Consider the following 16,907-nt stretch of genomic DNA (forward strand, 5'->3'; position numbering starts at 1 on the left):
GGATCTTGCCTGACCCTCCCCCAGCCCCAGGGGGCTGGGAGGTGCCCCCTGCCGCCCGGCACCGCACCTCGCCGCGTTGTCGAGGCACCCGAGGACGTCCAGTAATCGGGAGCCTCTCCGCCTTGCGATGCACGGCACCGGACGACGCGGGCTTAACCGGCAAGATCCGAAAGAGACGGCCTAGGCCGGGAGCTCCCAGATCAGCAGCTCCCCCGGGGACCCGGCGGTGATCTCCAGGCCCTTCTCGCCGGTGATCCGCGCCGAGTCCCCGGGACCCAGCTCCGCCCCGTCGAGCCGCAGGTCCCCGCGCACCACGTGCAGGTAGACCCGCTGCGCCTCCGGTACGGGGACCCGCTCGCCCGCGCCCGGCCGCCGCACGTGCAGCACCGCTCCGGCCGACGGGACCTCGTACGGGGCGCCGTCCGCGAGGCCGCGTACGACCTCGTACGCGGGCTCCCCGCCCGCCGTCAGCGGCGCGAGCCACATCTGCACGAACCGCAGCGGGGCCGCGCCGTCGTTGCGCTCGACGTGCCGGGCCCCGGCGCCCGCGCCCAGCCGCTGGACGTCGCCGGGGCGGACCACGCCGGTGTCGCCGGTGGTGCTGTCCCGGTGGGTGAGTTCGCCCTCCACCACCCAGGTGACGATCTCGGTGTGGCTGTGCGGGTGCTCGTCGAAGCCCGAACCGGGTGCGAGGCGCTCCTCGTTGCAGGCCAGCACCGGGCCGAAGCGGATGTTGTCCGGGTCGTAGAAGGACCCGAAGGAGAAGGCGTGGCGGGTGCTGATCCCGGCAGCCGCGTCCCCTCCCTCGTACCGGTCCGCAGCACGGCGTACATCAATCATGTGGGCCACCGTAGCCCCCCGTCCGGAGGCCCGCCGCGGACCCGCGTCCGCGCCGGGGCGCTGATAAGGCAGTCTTGTCCCGTGCCCCAACCCGAACGTGAGCAGTCCCCCGAAACCCTTCCCGCGCATCCGTCCCACCCCCACAGCGCGACGCTGCGCCGACTGGAGAAGTCCTCCGGCCGGCTCGCCGCCAACGCCATCGCGCGGATGGACGAGACCCTGCCGTGGTACCGGGCGATGCCGCCGGAGAACCGGTCGTGGATCGGCCTGGTGGCGCAGGCCGGCATCGCCGCGTTCACGGAGTGGTTCCGGCACCCGGAGACCCCGCAGGCCATCTCCACCGACGTCTTCGGGACGGCTCCGCGCGAGCTGACCCGGGCGATCACCCTGCGCCAGACCGTCGAGATGGTCCGTACGACGATCGAGGTCATGGAGGCCGCGATCGACGAGGTCGCGGCCCCGGGCGACGAGTCGATCCTGCGCGAGGCGCTGCTGGTGTACGCCCGGGAGATCGCCTTCGCGACCGCCCAGGTGTACGCCCAGGCGGCCGAGGCGCGGGGGGCGTGGGACGCCCGGCTGGAGTCCCTGGTCGTCAACGCCGTGCTGTCGGGCGAGGCCGACGAGGGCGCGCTGTCGCGGGCGGCGGCCCTTGGCTGGAATTCGCCGGAGCACGTCTGCGTGGTGCTGGGCACCGCGCCGGACGGGGACAGCGAGCTGACGGTCGAGGCGATCCGGCGCGCTGCCCGCCACCACAAGCTCCAGGTGCTCACCGGTGTGCTCGGCGACCGGCTCGTGGTGATCGCGGGCGGCAGCGACAACCCGATGCAGGTGGCGAAATCCCTGATCGGACCGTTCGCGGCCGGCCCGGTGGTGGCCGGTCCGGTGGTGCCCGACCTGCTGAACGCGACGAAGTCGGCGCAGGCGGCGGCGGCCGGCCTCAAGGCCTGCACCGCCTGGCAGGACGCGCCGCGTCCGGTGCTGGCGGACGATCTGCTGCCGGAGCGCGCGATCGCCTCCGATCCCTCGGCCAGGGAGCAGCTGGTGGAGGAGATCTACAGACCGCTGGAGGAGGCGGGGTCGGCGCTGCTGGAGACGCTGAGCGTCTACCTGGAGCAGGCGAGCAGCCTGGAAGGGGCCGCTCGGATGCTGTTCGTGCACCCCAACACGGTGCGCTACCGGCTCCGACGTGTGACCGACGTCACCGGATGGTCACCCTCCGACGTTCGTTCGGCGTTCACGTTGCGGATCGCCCTGATCCTCGGACGTCTGGCCGACGGAGATCCGCAGTCCTAGACTTTTGTCGGACATCAACAATTAGCCCGACGGTTCTTCGTCCCTGTCCCCACGGGCGGCGGGGACCGTCCACAAGAGAGAGTGTGAGGGTGCTCGTACTCGTCGCTCCCGGCCAAGGCGCTCAGACGCCCGGCTTCCTGTCTCCCTGGCTCGAACTCCCCGGCGCCGCCGAACGCGTCGCGGGGTGGTCGGACGCCATCGGGCTCGACCTTGCCCACTACGGCACGAACGCCGACGCGGACGAGATCCGCGACACGGCCGTGGCCCAGCCGCTGCTGGTCGCGGCGGGTCTGCTGTCCGCTTCCGCCCTCGGTTCCCCCTCTGCCTTCGGCGCCGTCGCCGGGCACAGCGTCGGTGAGATCACCGCCGCCGCCTACGCCGGCGTGCTGACCGAGGACGAGGCGCTCTCCTTCGTCCGCACCCGCGGTCTGGGCATGGCCGACGCCGCCGCCGTCACCGAGACCGGCATGGCCGCGGTCCTGGGCGGCGACCAGGACGTGGTCGTCGCACACCTGGAGAAGCTGGGGCTGACCCCGGCCAACATCAACGGGGCGGGCCAGATCGTGGCCGCCGGCACCATGGAGCAGATCGCCGCTCTGGAGGCCGAGAAGCCCGAAGGCTCCATGAAGGTCGTCGCCCTCAAGGTCGCGGGCGCCTTCCACACGCACCACATGACGCCCGCGGTGGCCGCGCTGCAGAAGGCCACCGAGGCCCTCACGCCGGCCGACCCGACGGTGAAGTACGTCTCGAACCGGGACGGCCTCGTCGTCGACAAGGGCGCCGACGTCGTCGCCCGCCTGGTCGGCCAGGTCGCGAACCCGGTCCGCTGGGACCTGTGCATGGAAACGTTCGCCGAGCTGGGCGTCACCGGGATCATCGAGCTCTCTCCCGGCGGCACCCTGACGGGTCTGGCCAAGCGCGCGCTGAAGGGCGTTCCGAGCGTGGCCCTGAAGACCCCGGACGATCTCGACAAGGCCGCCGCGCTCATCGCAGCGCAGGCGGCCTGAGAGAAGGAGCCCACAAGCATGTCGAAGATCAAGCCGGCCAAGGGCTCCCCGTACGCCCGCATCCTCGGCGTGGGCGGCTACCGCCCGACCCGGGTGGTGCCCAACGAGGTCATCCTGGAGACGATCGACTCGTCCGACGAGTGGATCCGCTCCCGCTCCGGCATCGCGACCCGGCACTGGGCCTCGGACCAGGAGACGGTCGCCGCGATGTCCGTGGAGGCCTCCGGCAAGGCGCTCGCCGACGCCGGGATCTCCCCGGAGCAGATCGGTGCGGTGATCGTCTCCACGGTCTCGCACTTCAAGCAGACCCCCGCCGTCGCGACGGAGATCGCGCACCGGATCGGCGCGGGCAAGCCCGCGGCGTTCGACATCTCGGCGGGCTGTGCCGGTTTCGGCTACGGTCTGACGCTCGCCAAGGGCCTGGTGGTCGAGGGGTCGGCGCAGTACGTCCTCGTCATCGGTGTCGAGCGGCTGTCGGACCTGACCGACCTGGAGGACCGCGCGACGGCCTTCCTGTTCGGCGACGGTGCCGGCGCCGTGATCGTCGGCCCTTCGGACGAGCCCGCCATCGGCCCCACGGTCTGGGGTTCCGAGGGCGACAAGTCCGAGACGATCAAGCAGACCGTGCCGTGGGACGAGTACCTCGGCAAGGACGGCGGAGAGAAGTTTCCGGCCATCACCCAGGAAGGTCAGGCGGTCTTCCGCTGGGCCGTCTTCGAGATGGCCAAGGTGGCCCAGCAGGCGCTCGACGCGGCCGGGATCACCGCGGAGGACCTGGACGTCTTCATCCCGCACCAGGCGAACATGCGGATCATCGACTCGATGGTGAAGACTCTGAAGCTGCCGGAACACGTCACGGTCGCCCGCGACGTGGAAACCACCGGCAACACGTCGGCCGCCTCGATCCCGCTCGCCATGGAGCGGCTCCTGGCGACCGGAGCGGCGAAGAGCGGCGACACCGCGCTCGTCATCGGCTTCGGGGCGGGGCTCGTCTACGCCGCGACGGTCGTTACCCTCCCCTAGGGCCCGGGATCCACTTCCCGCCCTGATCAACCCACTCAGCTACAGAAGGAGCGCCACATGGCCGCCACGCAGGAAGAGATCCTCGAAGGTCTCGCGGAGATCGTCAACGAGATCGCCGGCATCCCGCAGGAGGACGTCCAGCTGGACAAGTCCTTCACCGACGACCTGGACGTCGACTCGCTGTCCATGGTCGAGGTCGTCGTCGCCGCCGAAGAGCGCTTCGAGGTGAAGATCCCGGACGAGGACGTCAAGAACCTCAAGACGGTCGGCGACGCCGCGGACTACATCCTGAAGCACCAGGCCTGAGCCTGACGAGCGTTTGTCGCCACCTGGCGGTGGCGCCGTGACAATTCAGCACCCCCTTAGACGTGGAGAAAGAATTCCTGTGAGCCCGACCAATCGCACCGTGGTCGTCACCGGTATCGGCGCAACCACTCCGCTGGGTGGCGACAGCGCTTCGACCTGGGAAGGTCTGCTCGCCGGCCGGTCCGGCGTCTCGCCCCTGGAGGGCGAGCGCTTCGCCGAACTGCCGGTTCAGATCGCCGCCCGGGCCGCCGTGGACCCGAGCGAGGTACTCCCCCGCCCGCTGGCCCGCAAGCTCGACCGCTCGGCGCAGTTCGCCGTCATCGCGGCCCGCGAGGCCTGGGCCGACGCGGGTTACACCGCCCCGGCCGGCGAGGACGGGTCCATCGTCCCCGAGCGTCTGGGCACCGTGATCGCCTCCGGCATCGGTGGTGTCACGACCCTGCTCGACCAGTACGACGTACTGAAGGAAAAGGGTGTGCGCCGGGTCTCCCCGCACACCGTCCCCATGCTCATGCCGAACGGCCCCTCGGCCAACGTCGGTCTCGAGGTCAACGCCCGCGCCGGTGTGCACACGCCGGTCAGCGCGTGCGCGTCGGGCGCCGAGGCCATCGGCTACGCCGTCGAGATGATCCGTACCGGCCGTGCCGACGTGGTCGTCGCCGGCGGTACCGAGGCGGCCATCCACCCGCTGCCGATCGCGGCGTTCGCCAACATGATGGCGATGTCCAAGAACAACGAGAACCCGACGCAGGCCTCCCGCCCGTACGACAAGGGCCGTGACGGCTTCGTGCTCGGCGAGGGCGCGGGCGTCGTGGTGCTGGAGTCCGCCGAGCACGCCGCCGCGCGCGGCGCCCGGGTCTACTGCGAGGTGCTGGGCCAGGGCCTGTCCGCGGACAGCCACCACATCGCGCAGCCGGAGCCGACGGGCCGCGGTGTCGCGGCCGCCGTGCAGAACCTGCTCGACAACACCGGCCTGGACCCGGCCGAACTGGTCCACCTGAACGCGCACGCCACGTCGACCCCGCAGGGTGACACGGCCGAGCTGAAGGCCCTGCGCAAGGTCCTGGGCGACGACCTCGACCACATCGCGATCTCCGCGACCAAGTCGATGACCGGTCACCTGCTGGGCGGCGCGGGCGGTATCGAGACCGTCGCGACCGTACTGGCGCTGTACCACCGCATCGCCCCGCCGACGATCAACGTCGAGGACCTCGACGACGACATCGACGCGGACATCGTGCGCGGCGAGCCCCGCAAGCTGCCGGCCGACGGCCCGATCTCCGCGATCAACAACTCCTTCGGCTTCGGTGGCCACAACGTGACGCTGGCGTTCCGCAGCGTCCAGTAGGACCGGCACCACGAGAAAGGCCCACCCGGACACCGGGTGGGCCTTTCTCGTGGCCGGGGCCGAGACGACCGGCCGGGGCTCAGACGACCTGGTGGAGCCAGCGGACCGGGGCGCCCTCGCCCGCGTAGCGGAAGGGCTCCAGCTCGTCGTCCCAGGGTTTGCCGAGCAGTTTGGCGATCTCCGCCTCCAGGTCGGTCTCGCCGCGCGCCGACCGGGCGAGCGCGGCCCGCAGCCGGTCCTCGGGGATCAGGATGTCGCCGTGCATGCCGGTGACGGCGTGGAAGATGCCGAGCTCCGGGGTGGAGCTGTAGCGCTCGCCCTCGGCGGTCGGACAGGGTTCGGCGGTCACTTCGAAGCGGAGCAGGTGCCATCCGCGCAGGGCGGAGGCGAGTTTCGAGGCGGTACCCGCCTCGGCCTGCCAGGAGAACTCGGCTCTCCAGGTACCGGGGGAGGCGGGCTGCCTGATCCAGTCGAGGTTCACCCGCACCCCGAGCACGCCCGCCACAGCCCATTCCACGTGCGGGCAGAGCGCGCGCGGTGCGGAATGCACGTACAGAACTCCACGTGTCGTCACCGGGACCTCCAGTGTGGGACGAGGTCGGGAATAAACTCCAGAAAACGGACAGTATGTGACGTGATGTAATGTAACGGAAATTATTTGACATTGCGCTGCGGCACCTGCGGCCGAAACGCCACGGGAAAAAGCTACCGTGCGCCGGGGGTCATGGTGTGACGTACGGTCGCTCCGAGGCCCGTAAACGCGGAGCATTCACTCAGCAGGACGCCCCCGGAAGGACGTGGGGCGACGAGGGAGGGACCAGGCGATGCGCACCACCGCTCCGCGCCGCAGCGTGCGCCGGACCGTCGCGGCGGCGGGCGTGGCGGTGGCCGTCCTGGCCGCGACGGCCACCGGCTGTGACTCCGGGGGCGCGAAGCCGGAGGGCGAGCGGGGCGCGGGGGCGGCGGGGCCGCGCTGGAACACCGCGCCCGCGTCGATCGCGGCCGTCGGGGACTCCATCACCCGCGGGTTCGACGCCTGTTCGGTGCTGGCCGACTGCCCGGAGGTCTCCTGGGCCACGGGCGCCGACCCCGCGGTGCAGTCGCTCGCCACCCGGCTGCTCGGTGCGGACGGAGTGCCCGCGCGCAGCTGGAACCTCGCGGTGACCGGAGCGCGGATGGCGGACCTGCCGGGGCAGCTGGCCGCGGCCGCGGAGCACAAGCCCGACCTGGTCACGGTGATGGTGGGCTCGAACGACGCCTGCCGGCCCACGGCTTCGTCGATGACCTCGGTGGCGGACTTCCGGGCCGGTTTCGAGCAGGCCCTGAGCGGACTGCGGGCCGCCTCGCCGGCCTCCCAGGTCTACGTCTCCTCCGTGCCGGACCTCCAGCGGCTGTGGGAGCAGGGCAAGGACAGCCCGATGGTGCGGCAGGTCTGGAAGCTGGGGATCTGTCAGTCCATGCTCGCCGAACCGCTGTCGGGGGCGGAGAGCGCGACGGCCCGCCGGGAGAAGGTGCGGGCGCGGGTGGTCGAGTACAACGAGGTGCTGCGCGAGGTCTGCGCGAAGGACCGGCTGTGCCGCTACGACGGCGGCGCGGTGTTCCAGTACCCCTTCTCCGCGGAGCAGCTCAGCCGCTGGGACTGGTTCCACCCGGGCCGGGACGGACAGGCCCGGCTCGCGGAACTGGCCCACCGTCAGGTGACGGCGGCGCAGCCCCCGCGTTGACGCGGAAGGACCGGGGGCGGGTGTCAGGGCCCGCCCCCGGTCCGGTTCACCGGCCGGATTCATGGTTGTTTTCCGGCCATTTCGACCCTACGGCGTGTCGCGCCGGTCGGTGCCCGCCGCGCACCGGCCGAGCGGGTGCGCCGGGCGGCCGTTCACGGGTCGGCGCCGGCGGTCAGCCGTTCACAGGTCGAGGGTGACGGTCAGCCGCGTGTCGGCGTACGAGTGGCTCGCGCACACCTCGTACGTGCCGCCGATCCGCCGCCAGCCGTGCGCGGCCTCGTCCCAGATCTCGAAGGCGCGGGCGGGCAGCGGGATCTCCACCTCGACGCTCTCGCCGGGGCCCGCCCCGACCCCCGCGAAGGCGGCCAACCAGCGGACGGGTCGTTCCACGGCGTCGGCGACGGGCGCCAGGTAGATCTGGACCACCTCGCGGCCCGGCCGGCCGCCGGTGTTGGTCAGGCGGACCCTGACCCGGTCGGCGGTGGCCTCCAGGGACTCGTAGGCCCAGTGGGTGTAGCCGAGGCCGTGCCCGAAGGGGTAGGCGGGGGTCACGCCGTGCCGCTCGTACGCCCGGTAGCCGATGTCGAGTCCCTCGCGGTACTCCAGGCGCCCTGCGACGGGGAGCACGTCGGTGACGGGTGCGTCGGCGAGGGTGGCGGGCCAGGTGGTGGGCAGGCGCCCGCCCGGCTCGGCGTGCCCGAGGAGGACGTCGGCCACCGCGGCCCCGCCCTCCTGCCCGGGGAACCAGGTCAGCAGGACGGCGGCGACGTCCTCGCGCCACGGGAGTTCCACCGGGGAACCGGCGTTGACGACGACCACGGTGTTCGGGTTGGCGGCGGCCACGGCCCGCACGAGGTCGTCCTGGCGGCCCGGCAGGACGAGGTCCCGGCGGTCGAACCCCTCGGACTCCACCCGCTCGGTGGTGGCGACGACCACGACGGCGGTGTCGGCGGCCCGGGCGGCCGAGACGGCCTCGGCGATCAGCGCGTCGGGGTCGCGCCGGGGGCCGAGGTGGAGCAGGGAGAACATGACCGCCTTGAGCGGCATCGCGCTCATGTCGGGGACCCGGTAGGTGAGCGAGACCTCGACGGGCTCCCCTTCGGAGAGGGTCAGGCGGGCGCGTTCGCTGGGGGCGCCGAAGAACGCCTCGAAGGGGTCGGCCTCGTCGCCGAGCTCCTGGACCCCCTCCCACAGGACCCGTCCGCCGACGGCGAGGCCGAAGGCGCCCAGCCCCCGGGTGCCGAAGGCGTGTTCGCCGCTCTCGCGCGGCACGAAGGTGCCGGTGACCTCGATGCTCGCCATCGTCCCGTACGAGGCGCCGCCGGGCAGGTCGTCGCCGATCCACTGGACCTGGCCACTGGGCAGGCCGCCCTCGCCGAGGACGGTCCCGGAGGCGTCGCGGCAGACGGCGCGCAGGGTGAAGCCCTGGTCGGCGGGGACGAGTTCCTCGCTCGGGTCGGCGCCGACGGTGTAGGTCAGGGCTCCGTCGGGGAGCGCGGCCGTGAGCCCGTCGAGCGGGGAGAGCACCCGCTCCGGGAAGACGGTGGCGGACCCGCCACCGAGGACGCGGGCGTCGCGGGCGGCGGCGCCGCTGAGGGCGACGGTGCGGCCCGTACCCGCGTCGAGCGGCAGGGCGCCGGCTTCGTTGCGCACGAGGACGAACCCGCGCACGGCCAGCTCGCGGGCCAGGGCCTGCCCGTCGAGGGGGGCCGGCGGCTCGGCGACCACGGCGGGCGCGCCCTCCAGGAGGCCGACGCGGGCGGCGAGGCGCAGCACGTTGCGCACGGCCGCGTCGACTTCGGACTCGGGGACCTCCCCGGCCCGGACGGCGGCGGCGAGGGCGGGGCCGTAGACGGTCTGCGGGCCGGGCATGGCCACGTCCATGCCGCCGAGGATGTCCCCGGTGGTGGAGCGGGCGGCCATCCAATCCGAGACGTTGCATCCGTCGAAGCCCCACTGGGCGCGCAGGACCTCGTTCACCAGGTACCGGTGCTCGGTCATGGTGGTGCCGTTGACCCGGTTGTAGGCGGTCATGATGCCCCAGGGGTGGGCGTTGGTCACGATCGCCTCGAAGGGGGCCAGGTACAGCTCGCGCAGCGGGCGCGGGGCGATGACGCAATCGACGGTGAAGCGTTCCGTCTCGGCGTCATTGCCGACGAAGTGCTTGACGGTGGTGCCGACGCCGCCGTCCTGGACGCCGTTGACGTAGCCGCTGCCGATGGCGCCGGTCAGACAGGGGTCCTCGGAGTAGCACTCGAAGTGGCGGCCGCCGAGCGGGGAGCGGTGCAGGTTGACGGTGGGGGCCAGGAGGACGTGGACGCCCTTGCGGCGGGCCTCCTGGGCGAGGAGCCGGCCGGCCCGGCGGGCGAGGGCCGGGTCCCAGGCGGCGGCGAGTGCGGTCGGGGAGGGCAGGGCGACGGACGGGTCGTCCGCGGTCCAGCGCACGCCCCGCACGCCGACGGGCCCGTCGGACATGACCAGGGAGCGGAGCCCGATCTCGGGGACGGCCGGCAGGGACCACATGTCCTGGCCGGCCAGGAGGCGGGTCTTGGTGTCGAGATCCAGCTTGCCCAGCGCCGTTTCCACGGCGTCTTCGCGGATGCGGTCGCGGGCCTGATCGGCATCGGTCACGGCCGTGCCTCCTCGTGAGTGCGGTGTGGTGCCCCCATCGTGGACCTCCTCCCTGTAGATCGGTAGGTGTTGTAATCTTTTCGTGATATCCCTATGTCGTACGGTCCTTCTTGCGGGTACGAATGGAAGGGGTGCCGGGCGATGGCCAGGGCGAAGAGCGAGGAGCGGCGCGGCGAGATCGTCCGCGCGGCGGTCGAGGTGATCGCGGAGCGCGGCTACCGGGGAGCCTCCCTGGGCTCCGTCGCCGAACGCGTGGGCCTCACCCAGCAGGGGCTGCTGCACTACTTCCCCACCAAGGAGGCCCTGCTCGTGGCCGTCCTGGAGGAGCGCGACCGCTGGGACACGGGCGGCGGCTCGCGCGCCGCCGCGGACACCTGGCGCCTGGACCTGCTGGCCTCGCTGGTGGAGTACAACGCCATGCGGCCCGGCATCGTGCAGACCTTCTCGGCGCTGCTCGGCGAGAGCGTCACCGACGGCCATCCGGCCCGGGAGTTCTTCACCGAGCGCTACGCCCAGGTGCGCGGGGAGATGACCGCCGTGCTGCGCGCCGAGTTCGGCGAGCGCCTCCCCTCGGGCCTCACCCCGGAACAGGCCGCTCCGCTGCTGACGGCGGTGATGGACGGCCTCCAGTACCAGTGGCTGCTCGCCCCGGAATCGGTCGACATGCCCGGTGCGTTCCGCTCCTTCCTCACCCTCCTGCGCGGCCCCGCCGTCTAGGCCGCACGGCGCGCCGGGCATCCTGTCCCCCGACACCGGCCGGGGGAACTGGGGGGACATGCCGTGGGGTTGGAGAAACAGGAGCAGGAGCGGGAGCAGGCTCAAGGGCCGGAGAAGAAGGTGGCCTGGTCGGAGCTGTTCTTCGACCTGGTGCTGGTGTTCGCGGTGACCCAGGTCTCCGCGCTGCTCCACCACGACCACGGCTGGGCCGGCACCGGCCGGGCCCTGATCGTCTTCGTGCCCGTCTACTGGGTGTGGGTCGGCAACACCGTCCACGCCAACACCCACGACGCGGACCGGCCGCTGAACCGGCTCGGCCTGTTCGCCGCCGGCCTGTGCGGCCTGATGATGGCCCTGGCCCTGCCCGGCGCCTTCGGGGACCGCGGAGCGCTCTTCGCCGGCGCCTACTTCTGCGCCCGCGTGGTCCTCGCCGCCCTGGCACACGGCCGCTCCCGCCGGCTGACCCCGACCCCGGTGACCCTGTCGGTGCTGATCAGCGGTCCGCTGCTGCTGGCCGGGGCCTTCCTCGACGGCGGGACCCGGACCTGGCTGTGGGCGCTGGCCGCGGCCGTGGACCTGGCCGCGCCCCGGCTGACCCGCCGGGCCATGGTCCGGCTCACCTTCGAGTCGGGGCACCTCGCCGAACGGTTCGGGCTGTTCGTGATGATCGCCCTGGGCGAGTCGATCGTGGCCGTCGGGGCGCCGGTGGCCACCTCCCCCGAGCTGGGTGCGGGTTCCCTGACCGCCGTCGCGGTGGCCTTCACCCTGGTCTGCGGACTGTGGTGGGTGTACTTCCACCTGGCCGCGGACGCCGTCCGCCACGGCCTGGAGACCGCCGCCGTACGGGCGGACGTGGCCCGGCAGGTCCTCTCGTACGGGCACCTCTCGCTGATCGCCTCGGTCATCGCGGTGGCCGTCGGCATGGCCGAGGCGGTGGCCCGTCCCGGCGAACGGCTCCCGCTGGGCGTCGCCGCCCTGCTGTACGGGGGCTGCGCGCTCTTCCTGGCCACCTTCGGGTACACCCGCTGGCACCTGTTCCGCTCGTGGTCGGTGACCCGGCTGGGGGCCGCCGCGGCCGTCCTGGCCGTGCTCCCGGCGGCGGCCCTGCTGCCCTCGCTGGGGGCACTGGCTCTGCTGTCCCTCCTGGTGACGGCCCTGAACCTGACCGAGCTGGCCCTCGTACGCCGGGACGGCCGCCTCCCGGGCGGCCCGGCACCCGAAGGGCGGCTGCGGGATCCGGGGGCCGACCCCTCCCCCTGAGCCGGGTCCGGCCGACTGACATCCTGAAGCACGTGAAGATCGCCGCCGCGCAGTTCTGCTGCGTCCCCGCCGACGTCCCCGCCAACGCCGCCCTGGCCGCCGAGCTGGCCGCGGCCGCCCGCGACGAGGGCGCCGCGCTGGTGGTCTTCCCGGAGTTCACGCTCACCGGGTACGAGCTGGAGGCGCTGGCCGGGAACCCGGAGCTGTGGGTGGACGGACCCGACGACCCCCGCCTCGACGCGCTGCGCTCGGCGCGGATCGCGACCGCCGTCAACGTCGCCCTGCGCACCGACGGCCCGCGGCCCGCCATCGCGACCCTGGTGTACGACGCGGACGGCGCGCACGTGACGACGTACGCCAAACAGCACCTGTACCGTCACGAGCAGGGCGTCTTCGTCGCGGGCACGCAGGACGGGCGCTTCGAGCTCGGCGGGATCCGCTTCTCCCTCGCCGTCTGCTTCGACAACCACTTCCCCGAACTGACCGGCCGCGCGGCCGCCGACGGCTGCCGGGTGCACCTGGCGAGTTCCCTGTACGGCACGGGCGACGGGATCGCCGAGCGGGCCACCGTCCATCCGGGGATCGCGCGGGAGAACGGCCTGTACACGGTCCTCGCCAACCACGTCGGCCGGGCGGGCCCCTGGACGGGATGCGGCCGCTCGGCGGTGTGGGCCCCGGGCGGGGAACTGCTCGCCGAGGCCGGCGCCGACACCCCGGGCGTGGTGACGGTCGAGGTCACCGCCGGCTGACCCCCATTCAGGCGGATTCGGGGAGGAGGTGCTTGGCGCCCCATTCCCCCAGCGACTCCAGGGCGGTGCCCAGCTCCTGGCCGAGGGGGGTCAGGGAGTACTCCACGCGCGGCGGGACCTCGTCGTAGACCTCGCGGTGGACGATGCCGTCCTCCTCCAGTTCGCGCAGCTGCGCGGTGAGCACCTTCTCCGACACCCCCGGGACCAGCCGGCGCAGCTCCCCGAAGCGGCGGCGCGGGGAACGCTCCAACTCCCACAGGACGGAGACCTTCCACTTCCCGTCGATCACGGACATCGCCGCCGCGATCCCACAGTGGTCCGCCCCGGGCCTTCGCGCCACCGCCACCCCACACCCCTCCCACCTGCTCGCTCACCTCGGGGTAACCACCCACCCCGAAGTGCGTACTTGAGCGCCACGGCGCCCGCCACCAGGCTAAACGGCATGACCGACACACATGTGACGAAGCGTCCGCTCACCCTCCTCGGACTCGGCGACATGGGCGCCGCCCTGGCCCGCCGCTGGCTCACCGCCGGGCACCCCGTGACCGTCTGGAACCGCACCGCCGCCAAGGCCGGGGCCCTGACCCCGCACGGCGCCCGGGTCGCCGCTGACCCCGCCGCGGCCGTCGCGGCGAACGGTCTCGTCGTGCTCTGCCTGCTGGACGACGCGAGCATCGCGGCGGTGCTGGACGGGGTCGACCTGACCGGCAAGGACCTGGTCAACCTCACCACCGGCACCCCCGCCGAGGGCCGGGACCGGGCCCGCTGGGCCGAGGAGCGCGGCGCCCGCTTCGTGGACGCCGGGATCATGGGCACCCCGACGATGATCGGCACCCCCGGATCCGGCGCCTACGTCTTCTACAGCGGCTCCCGCGCCCTCTTCGAAGCCCACCGGGAGGTCCTGGAGGCCCCGGCCGCCGCCCGTTTCGTCGGTGAGGACCCCGGCCACGCGGCCCTGCACGACGTGGCGCTGCTCAGCGCGATGACGGGACTCTTCGCGGGGATCTCGCACGCCTACGCCCTGATCGAGGGCGAGGACATCGCGCCGGGGGACCTGTCCCCGCTGCTGTCCGAGTGGCTGGGCGCGATGGGCTTCTTCGTCGGGAACGCCGCCGAGCGGCTGACCTCGCGGGACTTCACCACCGGGGTGGTGTCCAACCTGGCCATGCAGGTCGCGGCGAGCGGCACCCTCCTGCGCACCGCCGCGGACCAGGGGGTCAGCACCGAGCTGATCTCCCCGTACCTGGACCTGATGCGGGAGCGGCTGGAGGCCGACCCGGCCCGGCACGGCGCGGAGGACACCGTCGGGGCGATCACCCTGCTGCGGCGCGGCGCCGCGTAGCCCCGGCCGCGGCGGTCCTACGGGTACGAGGGCGGAGGCGGCCCGAACCCGGGGGCCGGGGCCTGGGGGTACGCCTGGGCCTGCGGGTAACCCTGAGGCTGGGGGTACGCCTGCGCCTGCGGATAGCCCTGGGCCTGCGGATAAGCCTGCGCCTGCGGGTGCCCCGGGGCCTGCGGATAGCCCTGCGGCTGCGGGTAACCCTGCGGCTGCGGGTACCCCTGCGGCTGCCCCGGAGCCGGGGTCCAGGCCGGGGCGGCGGGCTGCGCGGAGTGGGGCCCCTCACCCTCCTGCTCGCCGGACGGCTCCTCGTCCTCGCCGGTCAGCTCGCGCGCCATCAGGGTCGCCCCCGCCACGGCACCCGGCATCAGGAAGACCGCGACCAGCGGGACCAGGAACACCAGCACCAGCGGCACCCCGAAGCCGAGCGCCAGCGCACGCCGTCCGCGCAGCAGGGCCAGCTGCTCGTCGAGGTCGACCCGGCGCCGCTGGAGGGCGACGGAGGTGAGCTCCTGGGTGAGGAAGAACCCGGAGACGAGGAAGCCGATCACCGGGACGACGGTCTGGCCGACGACCGGGATGAGGCCGAGGGCGAACAGCAGGATCCCGTAGAGCAGCACCCGCACCAGCAGCCGCAGGCTGTCCCGGGCGGAGATCCACAGGTCCTCCCAGAACGAGCGCCCCGACTCGGGGACCTCACCGCCCTCGGTGCGGTCGACCTGCTCCGAGAGGGACTCGTAGAAGGGCTGGCCGACGAGCAGGGTCACGGCGGTGAAGGTGATCACCGTGAGGAACAGCCCGAGGGAGACGACCAGTGCGGTCAGGAAGCCGCGGAAGAGGCCGAGCCAGGGCGAGGACCAGTCCGAGGCGAAGGGCGTGGCCCAGGTGGTGAAGTCATCGGCGCCGTAGAAGAGACCGGTCAGGGCCGCGGCGTAGAGCAGCAGCGAGACCAGGCCCGGCAGCAGGCCGAAGCCCAGCCATCGGCCGTTCCGGAACACCCATCTCTGTCCGGTGAGCAAGTACCGGAATCCCCCCGCAAGATCACGCATGGGGGCAGTTTAAACGGCGGAGGCCGCACCCCCGAGGGGATGCGGCCTCCACTCGCGTTCCGTCAGGACGCGGATGCGGCGTGCGGTCAGGCGACGTTCAGCTCGACCGAGATGTTGCCGCGGGTCGCCTTGGAGTACGGGCAGATCTGGTGGGCCTTCTCGACCAGGTCCTTGGCGGTGGCGGCGTCGACGGTCGGGATCGAGGCCGTGATCTTGACGATGATGCCGAAGCCCTCGTCGTTCTTGCCGATGCCGACCTCGGCGGTCACGGTGGAGCCGGCGACGTCGACGTTCTCGTTGCGGGCCGCGACGCTGAGGGCACCCTGGAAGCAGGCGCTGTAGCCGGCGGCGAACAGCTGCTCCGGGTTGGTGCCGGCGCCGCTGCCGCCGAGCTCCTTCGGCGGGTTCACGACGACGTCGAGCTGCCCGTCGTTGGTGGCGACGCGGCCGTCACGGCCGTTCTCGGCGGTGGCGACAGCGGTGTACGCGACGTCGGACTGCGTGATGGACATGAAGTGGATCCTCCAGATGAATCGCCGCGATGCGCGCCCACGATCGCGACGGTGTGGAGTGAGCCTAACCGGTGAAAGAAACGATCATCTTTCCGGTGTTCTCTCCGCGCAGCATTCCGAGGAAGGCGCCGGCCGCGTTCTCGACGCCCTCGACGACCGTCTCGTCGTAACGCAGCTCTCCGGAGGCCAGCCATCCGGCCACGTCCTTGACGAACTGCTCCTGGAGCCCGTAGTGGTCGCCGACCAGGATGCCCTGGAGGCGCAGGCGCTTGCCGATCACCATCATGAGGTTGCGCGGGCCCGGGGCCGGCTCGGTGTCGTTGTAGCCCGCGATGGCCCCGCACAGGGTGGCGCGGCCGTGCACGTTCAGGGCGGAGATGGCGGCCTCCAGGTGGTCCCCGCCGACGTTGTCGAAGTAGACGTCGATGCCCTCGGGCGCGGCGGCGCGCAGCTGCTCGGCGACGGGGCCGTTCTTGTAGTTGAAGGCGGCGTCGAAGCCGTACTTCTGCGTGAGCAGCGTCACCTTCTCGTCCGAGCCGGCGGAGCCGATCACCCGGGAGGCGCCCTTGATCTTCGCGAACTGGCCGACGAGGCCGCCGACGGCACCCGCCGCGCCCGAGACGAAGACGGCGTCGCCCTCCTTGAAGGAGGCCACCTCGAAGAGGCCGGCGTAGGCGGTCAGGCCCGGCATGCCGAGGACGCCGAGGTAGGCGGAGAGCGGAGCGAGGGCGGCGTCGACCTTGACGGCCTGCTTCGCGTCGAGGTCGGCGTACTCGCGCCAGCCCAGGCCGTGCAGGACGTGGTCGCCCACCGCGAAGCCCTCGGCGGCGGAGGCGACGACCTCGCCGACCGCGCCGCCCTCCATCGGCTCGTCGAGCCGGAAGGGCGGGATGTAGGACTTGGTGTCGTTCATCCGGCCGCGCATGTACGGGTCCACGGACATGTGGAGGTTGCGGACCAGGATCCGGCCGGGGGCGGGCTCGGCGGAGACGGGCGCCTCGCGCAGGGCGAAGTCCTCGGCGACCGGCCACCCCTGCGGACGGCGGACGAGGTGCCACTCGCGGCTGACGGCGGGGATCTGAGACATGCGGAACTCCTGGGGGAAGCGG

17 protein-coding genes are annotated in these 16,907 nt (G+C 72.6%); 10 read left to right on the forward strand and 7 right to left on the reverse strand.

Features of this window, described 5'->3' with window-relative positions:
* Positions 1–180: 180 nt before the first annotated feature.
* Complete coding sequence (locus tag ABZW32_RS03490) at positions 181–840, reverse strand: pirin family protein (RefSeq protein ID WP_356210583.1); 660 nt, start codon at positions 838–840, stop codon at positions 181–183.
* 81 nt (positions 841–921) lie between these two features.
* Between ABZW32_RS03490 and ABZW32_RS03495 the strand changes: the two genes are divergently transcribed.
* The 5 genes from ABZW32_RS03495 (at position 922) to fabF (ending at position 5,817) form a co-directional block, all read left to right on the forward strand.
* Complete coding sequence (locus tag ABZW32_RS03495; protein WP_356210586.1) at positions 922–2,133, forward strand: helix-turn-helix domain-containing protein; 1,212 nt, start codon at positions 922–924, stop codon at positions 2,131–2,133.
* Positions 2,134–2,222: 89 nt separating this feature from the next.
* Entirely contained in the window at positions 2,223–3,140 is a 918-nt protein-coding gene (locus ABZW32_RS03500; RefSeq protein ID WP_356210589.1) for an ACP S-malonyltransferase, read from the forward strand.
* An 18-nt stretch (positions 3,141–3,158) separates the two neighbouring features.
* Positions 3,159–4,163 (forward strand): ketoacyl-ACP synthase III, encoded by a 1,005-nt coding sequence (locus ABZW32_RS03505; RefSeq protein WP_356210592.1) that lies wholly within the window; start codon positions 3,159–3,161, stop codon positions 4,161–4,163.
* A 57-nt stretch (positions 4,164–4,220) separates the two neighbouring features.
* Positions 4,221–4,469, forward strand: coding sequence for an acyl carrier protein (locus ABZW32_RS03510; RefSeq protein WP_150519766.1), 249 nt, complete (start codon positions 4,221–4,223; stop codon positions 4,467–4,469).
* Between the two features lie 79 nt (positions 4,470–4,548).
* Positions 4,549–5,817, forward strand: coding sequence for a beta-ketoacyl-ACP synthase II (fabF, locus tag ABZW32_RS03515; RefSeq protein WP_356210595.1), 1,269 nt, complete (start codon positions 4,549–4,551; stop codon positions 5,815–5,817).
* A 79-nt stretch (positions 5,818–5,896) separates the two neighbouring features.
* Here the strand turns inward: fabF and ABZW32_RS03520 are convergent, their stop codons facing one another.
* Positions 5,897–6,391 carry a DUF3145 domain-containing protein gene (locus ABZW32_RS03520; protein WP_030160508.1) on the reverse strand — a complete coding sequence of 165 codons (495 nt, stop codon included), beginning with the start codon at positions 6,389–6,391 and terminating at the stop codon, positions 5,897–5,899.
* Between the two features lie 250 nt (positions 6,392–6,641).
* Between ABZW32_RS03520 and ABZW32_RS03525 the strand changes: the two genes are divergently transcribed.
* Positions 6,642–7,541 (forward strand): SGNH/GDSL hydrolase family protein, encoded by a 900-nt coding sequence (locus tag ABZW32_RS03525; RefSeq protein WP_356210597.1) that lies wholly within the window; start codon positions 6,642–6,644, stop codon positions 7,539–7,541.
* 180 nt (positions 7,542–7,721) lie between these two features.
* Here the strand turns inward: ABZW32_RS03525 and ABZW32_RS03530 are convergent, their stop codons facing one another.
* On the reverse strand, positions 7,722–10,172 hold the full coding sequence (locus ABZW32_RS03530) for a glycoside hydrolase family 3 C-terminal domain-containing protein (protein ID WP_356210600.1): 2,451 nt from the start codon (positions 10,170–10,172) through the stop codon (positions 7,722–7,724).
* A 141-nt stretch (positions 10,173–10,313) separates the two neighbouring features.
* On the opposite strand from ABZW32_RS03530, the gene ABZW32_RS03535 reads away from it, so the two are divergent.
* The 3 genes from ABZW32_RS03535 (at position 10,314) to ABZW32_RS03545 (ending at position 12,898) form a co-directional block, all read left to right on the forward strand.
* Positions 10,314–10,889: a TetR/AcrR family transcriptional regulator gene (locus ABZW32_RS03535; protein WP_356210603.1), complete on the forward strand. Its 576-nt coding sequence runs from the start codon at positions 10,314–10,316 to the stop codon at positions 10,887–10,889.
* Between the two features lie 63 nt (positions 10,890–10,952).
* On the forward strand, positions 10,953–12,149 hold the full coding sequence (locus ABZW32_RS03540; protein WP_356210606.1) for a low temperature requirement protein A: 1,197 nt from the start codon (positions 10,953–10,955) through the stop codon (positions 12,147–12,149).
* 32 nt (positions 12,150–12,181) lie between these two features.
* Positions 12,182–12,898: a carbon-nitrogen hydrolase family protein gene (locus ABZW32_RS03545; RefSeq protein WP_356210608.1), complete on the forward strand. Its 717-nt coding sequence runs from the start codon at positions 12,182–12,184 to the stop codon at positions 12,896–12,898.
* Between the two features lie 7 nt (positions 12,899–12,905).
* On the opposite strand, the gene ABZW32_RS03550 is transcribed toward ABZW32_RS03545, so the two are convergent.
* Entirely contained in the window at positions 12,906–13,193 is a 288-nt protein-coding gene (locus tag ABZW32_RS03550) for a helix-turn-helix domain-containing protein (protein ID WP_356210610.1), read from the reverse strand.
* A gap of 147 nt (positions 13,194–13,340) precedes the next feature.
* On the opposite strand from ABZW32_RS03550, the gene ABZW32_RS03555 reads away from it, so the two are divergent.
* Complete coding sequence (locus ABZW32_RS03555) at positions 13,341–14,240, forward strand: NAD(P)-binding domain-containing protein (RefSeq protein ID WP_356210613.1); 900 nt, start codon at positions 13,341–13,343, stop codon at positions 14,238–14,240.
* A gap of 17 nt (positions 14,241–14,257) precedes the next feature.
* On the opposite strand, the gene ABZW32_RS03560 is transcribed toward ABZW32_RS03555, so the two are convergent.
* The 3 genes from ABZW32_RS03560 to ABZW32_RS03570 form a co-directional block, all read right to left on the reverse strand.
* Positions 14,258–15,286 carry an EI24 domain-containing protein gene (locus ABZW32_RS03560; RefSeq protein WP_356210616.1) on the reverse strand — a complete coding sequence of 343 codons (1,029 nt, stop codon included), beginning with the start codon at positions 15,284–15,286 and terminating at the stop codon, positions 14,258–14,260.
* A gap of 86 nt (positions 15,287–15,372) precedes the next feature.
* Positions 15,373–15,798 (reverse strand): organic hydroperoxide resistance protein, encoded by a 426-nt coding sequence (locus tag ABZW32_RS03565; protein ID WP_356210619.1) that lies wholly within the window; start codon positions 15,796–15,798, stop codon positions 15,373–15,375.
* Between the two features lie 64 nt (positions 15,799–15,862).
* Positions 15,863–16,885, reverse strand: a complete 1,023-nt coding sequence (locus ABZW32_RS03570) for an NADP-dependent oxidoreductase (protein WP_356210622.1) — start codon at positions 16,883–16,885, stop codon at positions 15,863–15,865.
* Positions 16,886–16,907 lie beyond the last annotated feature (22 nt).

The organism is Streptomyces sp. NPDC004667 (assembly GCF_040609475.1).
Lineage (GTDB): Bacteria > Actinomycetota > Actinomycetes > Streptomycetales > Streptomycetaceae > Streptomyces.